Source organism: Arenimonas sp. (assembly GCF_044353605.1).
Taxonomy (GTDB): domain Bacteria; phylum Pseudomonadota; class Gammaproteobacteria; order Xanthomonadales; family Xanthomonadaceae; genus Arenimonas.
The window spans coordinates 1-4,457 of record NZ_JBILBO010000030.1 but is presented as its reverse complement, the minus strand read 5'-3'; the positions used below and the strand labels follow the sequence as shown (position 1 = coordinate 4,457).

The following is a 4,457-nucleotide window of genomic DNA, read 5'->3' as shown; positions in this document are numbered from 1 at the left end:
TTACCTCATCGCCATCATGTTCATCGTTTTCGATCTCGAAATCGCCTTTGTGTTTCCGTGGGCGGTGGTATTCCGTGATCTCGGTTTCTTGGGGCTGGTCGAGATGGGCATATTCCTCGGTCTTCTGTTGCTGGGCTTCATTTACGCTTGGAAGAAAGGAGCTCTCGAATGGGAGTGATCGACAACGTTTCCGATTCCGTTGCCCGGGTGATGCATAACCCGATCCCGGTAGCCTCGGTCGACGACATCCTGCGTCCCGGCGGCGACAATCCGCTGGTCGAACGCGGTTTCGTCACCACCAATCTCGACACCCTGATCAACTGGGCGCGCACCGGTTCGATGTGGCCGATGACCTTCGGCTTGGCCTGTTGTGCCGTGGAAATGATGCATGCCGGCGCATCGCGTCTCGATTTGGACCGTTACGGCGTAATCTTCCGTCCGTCGCCCCGTCAGGCCGACGTCATGATCGTTGCCGGAACCTTGGTCAACAAGATGGCACCGGCCCTGCGCAAGGTGTATGACCAGATGCCGGAGCCGAAGTGGGTGATTTCCATGGGTAGCTGCGCCAATGGCGGCGGCTATTACCATTATTCCTACTCGGTGGTGCGCGGTTGCGACCGCATCGTACCGGTCGACGTCTATGTGCCGGGCTGTCCGCCGACCGCGGAAGCGCTGGTTTACGGCGTACTTCAGCTGATGAAGAAAATCCGCCGCACCAACACCATCGCGCGCTGAGGACGGATCATGAACGAACTGCCCCATCCCTTCGTGGAAAAACTGAGCGCCCATTTCGGCGCACGTGCCCAGCGCATCATCCGTCAGCGCGATGAAATCACACTGGAAACCGCGCCGGCTGACTACAAATCGGTCATGACCGAACTGCGCGATCATCCGGAGTTCGCCTTCGAGCAGCTGATTGATCTGTGCGGTATCGATTACCTGAGTTACGGCGAAGCCGAGTGGGACACCACCGATGTCTCTTCCGAAGGCTTCTCGCGCGGCGTCGAAGGCGAGGGTCCCGGTCGTTTTACCTGGGCATCGCGTCCGCAGGGCCTTGGCCCGGCCAACCGCTTCGCTGCCGTGGTTCACTTGATGTCGGTCAAGCACAACCGCCGCATCCGCGTGCGCTGTTTTGCCGAAGACAATGCCATGCCCCAGATCGATTCCGTGGTCTCGGTGTATCCGGTCGCGACCTGGTTCGAGCGCGAGGCATTCGACCTGTTCGGCATTATCTTTACCGGCCATCCCGATCTGCGTCGCATCCTCACCGATTACGGTTTTGTCGGCCATCCGTTCCGCAAGGATTTCCCGCTGATCGGCAATGTGGAAGTCCGCTATGACGAAGAGCGTGGCCGTGTGGTTTACCAGCCGGTCTCGATTGAACCGCGCGTGGGCGTTCCGAAAGCCATCCGCGAGGATTCGCGCTGGCAGCAGGCGCAATCCGAGCAAGTGCAGGTGAAATCATGAGTGCCCAGGAAATCCGCAATTACACGCTGAACTTCGGTCCGCAGCATCCGGCCGCACACGGCGTGCTCCGCCTCATTCTCGAAATGGACGGTGAAGTGGTCCAGCGTGCCGATCCGCACATCGGCCTCTTGCACCGTGGTACCGAAAAACTCGCCGAATCCAAGCCTTTCAACCAGTCCATCGGCTACATGGACCGTCTCGACTATGTGTCGATGATGTGCAACGAGCATGCCTATGTGCGTGGCATCGAGCAGCTTCTCGGTGTCGAAGCGCCGATCCGCGCGCAGTACATCCGTACCATGTTCGACGAAATCACCCGCATCCTGAACCATCTGATGTGGATCGGTTCAAACGGCCTTGATCTCGGTGCCATGGCGGTATTCCTGTACGCCTTCCGCGAACGCGAAGAGCTGATGGACTGTTACGAAGCCGTCTCCGGCGCACGCATGCACGCCACCTATTACCGTCCGGGCGGCGTTTACCGCGACTTGCCGGACACCATGCCGAAATACCGTGAATCGCCGTGGCGCAAGGGCGATGCCCTGAAGCGTTCCAACGCCTGGCGCGAAGGCTCCATGCTCGACTTCCTGCAGGCCTTCACCGACGATTTCCCGAGCAAGATCGACGAATACGAAACCCTGCTGACCGACAACCGCATCTGGAAACAGCGCACGGTCGGCATCGGTGTGGTGCCGCCGGAGAAGGCCCTGGCCTGGGGCATGACCGGTCCGATGCTACGCGGTTCCGGCGTTGCCTGGGATCTGCGCAAGAAGCAACCTTATGCCGCCTACGCCCATGTCGATTTCGACATTCCGGTTGGTGTCACCGGCGATTGCTACGACCGCTATCTGGTTCGGGTCGAGGAAATGCGTCAGTCCAATCGCATCATCCAACAATGCATCGGCTGGCTGCGCGCCAATCCGGGTCCGGTGATGGTGTCCAATTTCAAAGTGGCGCCGCCGTCCCGCATGGAAATGAAGGAAGACATGGAAGCGCTGATCCATCACTTCAAGCTGTTCACCGAAGGTTATTCGGTACCTGCTGGCGAAGTGTATTCAGCGGTGGAAGCCCCGAAAGGCGAATTCGGCGTCTACCTGGTGTCTGATGGCGCCAACAAGCCGTTCCGTCTGAAAGCCCGCGCGCCTGGCTTCGCGCATCTGTCGTCGATGGATGCCATCGTACGCGGTCACATGCTGGCTGACGTGGTGGCGATGATTGGCACCTACGATATCGTTTTTGGTGAGGTGGATCGATGAAAGCAACTGGTAATTTCGCTGCCTGCCAGCATGTCGATGCGCTGGTTGCGCTGAATGCGGAAACGCGTGCGCACATTGACCACTGGGTCGCCAAATTTCCGGCAGACCGCAAGCGCTCGGCTGTCATACAGGGTCTGATGGCTGCACAGGAACAGAACGGCGGCTGGTTGACCGATGAACTGATGGCGGCGGTCGCCAAGTATCTCGACATTCCGGCGATATGGGCTTATGAAGTGGCCAGCTTTTATTCGATGTTCGATCTTGCTCCGGTCGGTCGCCACAAAGTCTCGATCTGTACCAACATTAGCTGCTGGCTCAATGGTGCCGAAGATCTGGTGCGGCATGCCGAAAAAAAACTCGGTTGCAAGCACGGCGAAACCAGTGCCGACGGCCGCATCACCCTCAAGGTGGAAGAGGAATGCGTGGCGGCCTGTGCCGGCGCGGTGGCGGTGGTCATCGATGGCCATTACCACGAGCGCGTGACCCCCAATACCCTTGACCAACTGTTCGACGGCCTGAAGTAAGGAACTCCCATGGCGATCGGTCCCGCACCCCAAGCACATCAGGTTGTCTACACCACGCTGCACCATGAGAAACCATGGGCGCTGGACAGCTACCTGAAACAGGATGGCTATGCCGCCTGGAAGAAGATCCTCGCGGAAAAAATGCCGCAGGAGCAGGTCATCGAAATGGTCAAGCAGTCCGGCCTTCGCGGTCGCGGCGGTGCGGGCTTCCCGACCGGCCTGAAGTGGAGCTTCATGCCACGCACGGCGCCTGGCCAGAAATACATCCTGTGCAATTCCGATGAATCCGAACCCGGCACCTGTAAGGACCGCGATATCCTGCGTTATAACCCGCATGCGGTCATCGAGGGCATGGCCATTGCCTGCTATGCCACCGGATCGACCGTGGCTTACAACTATCTGCGTGGCGAATTCCACCACGAGCCGTTCGAACACTTCGAGGAAGCGCTGAAAGAAGCCTACGCGGCCGGATTGCTCGGCAAGAACATTCTGGGCTCCGGCATCGATGTCGATATGTTCGCTGCTCTCGGCGCCGGCGCCTATATCTGCGGCGAAGAAACCGCGATGATGGAATCGCTGGAAGGCAAGAAAGGCCAGCCGCGTTTCAAGCCGCCGTTCCCAGCTAATTTCGGCCTGTTCGGAAAGCCGACCACCATCAACAATACCGAAACCTATGCCTCGGTGCCGGCCATCATCCGCAACGGCGCGGAGTGGTTCCTGAATCTGGGCAAACCCAACAACGGCGGGCCGAAGATTTTCTCGGTATCCGGCCATGTCGCCAACCCGGGCAACTTCGAAATCCGTCTGGGCACGCCGTTCAGCGAGCTGCTGGCCATGGCCGGTGGCATCCGTGCCGGTCGTAAATTGAAAGCAGTCATTCCCGGTGGTTCTTCGATGCCGGTACTGCCGGCCGAAACCATGATGGCTTGCACCATGGATTACGATTCGATCCAGAAAGCCGGCTCGGGTCTGGGTTCCGGTGCGGTCGTGGTGATGGACGACACCACCTGCATGGTCCGCGCCTGCCATCGCATCGCACGATTCTATTACGCTGAAAGCTGCGGCCAATGCACGCCGTGCCGCGAAGGCACCGGCTGGATGTACCGGGTACTGTCGCGCATCGTTGCCCATGAAGCGACCATGGAGGATTTGACCATGCTGAAAGCCGCTGCCGGTCAGATCGAAGGCCACACCATCTGTGCTTTCGGCG

At 59.2% G+C, this 4,457-nt stretch carries 6 protein-coding genes; all 6 read left to right on the top strand.

What is annotated here, in order from left to right:
• Positions 1–178, top strand: a 178-nt coding sequence (ndhC, locus tag ACIQ1A_RS09500; protein WP_395770830.1) for an NADH-quinone oxidoreductase subunit A, incomplete at its 5' end; no start/stop codon positions are given.
• Positions 169–735, top strand: a complete 567-nt coding sequence (locus tag ACIQ1A_RS09495) for an NADH-quinone oxidoreductase subunit B family protein (RefSeq protein WP_297801833.1) — start codon at positions 169–171, stop codon at positions 733–735. The genes ndhC and ACIQ1A_RS09495, both read left to right, overlap by 10 nt.
• A 9-nt stretch (positions 736–744) precedes the next feature.
• Positions 745–1,467: an NADH-quinone oxidoreductase subunit C gene (locus tag ACIQ1A_RS09490; RefSeq protein WP_395770829.1), complete on the top strand. Its 723-nt coding sequence runs from the start codon at positions 745–747 to the stop codon at positions 1,465–1,467.
• Complete coding sequence (locus tag ACIQ1A_RS09485; RefSeq protein ID WP_395770828.1) at positions 1,464–2,723, top strand: NADH-quinone oxidoreductase subunit D; 1,260 nt, start codon at positions 1,464–1,466, stop codon at positions 2,721–2,723. The genes ACIQ1A_RS09490 and ACIQ1A_RS09485 overlap by 4 nt, the downstream gene beginning before the upstream one ends.
• The gene (gene nuoE, locus ACIQ1A_RS09480; protein ID WP_395770827.1) at positions 2,720–3,247 is read left to right on the top strand and encodes an NADH-quinone oxidoreductase subunit NuoE; all 528 of its coding nucleotides are present in this window, start codon (positions 2,720–2,722) and stop codon (positions 3,245–3,247) included. Before ACIQ1A_RS09485 ends, nuoE begins: the two co-directional genes overlap by 4 nt.
• 9 nt (positions 3,248–3,256) lie before the next feature.
• Positions 3,257–4,457, top strand: a 1,201-nt coding sequence (gene nuoF, locus ACIQ1A_RS09475) for an NADH-quinone oxidoreductase subunit NuoF (protein ID WP_395770826.1), incomplete at its 3' end; no start/stop codon positions are given.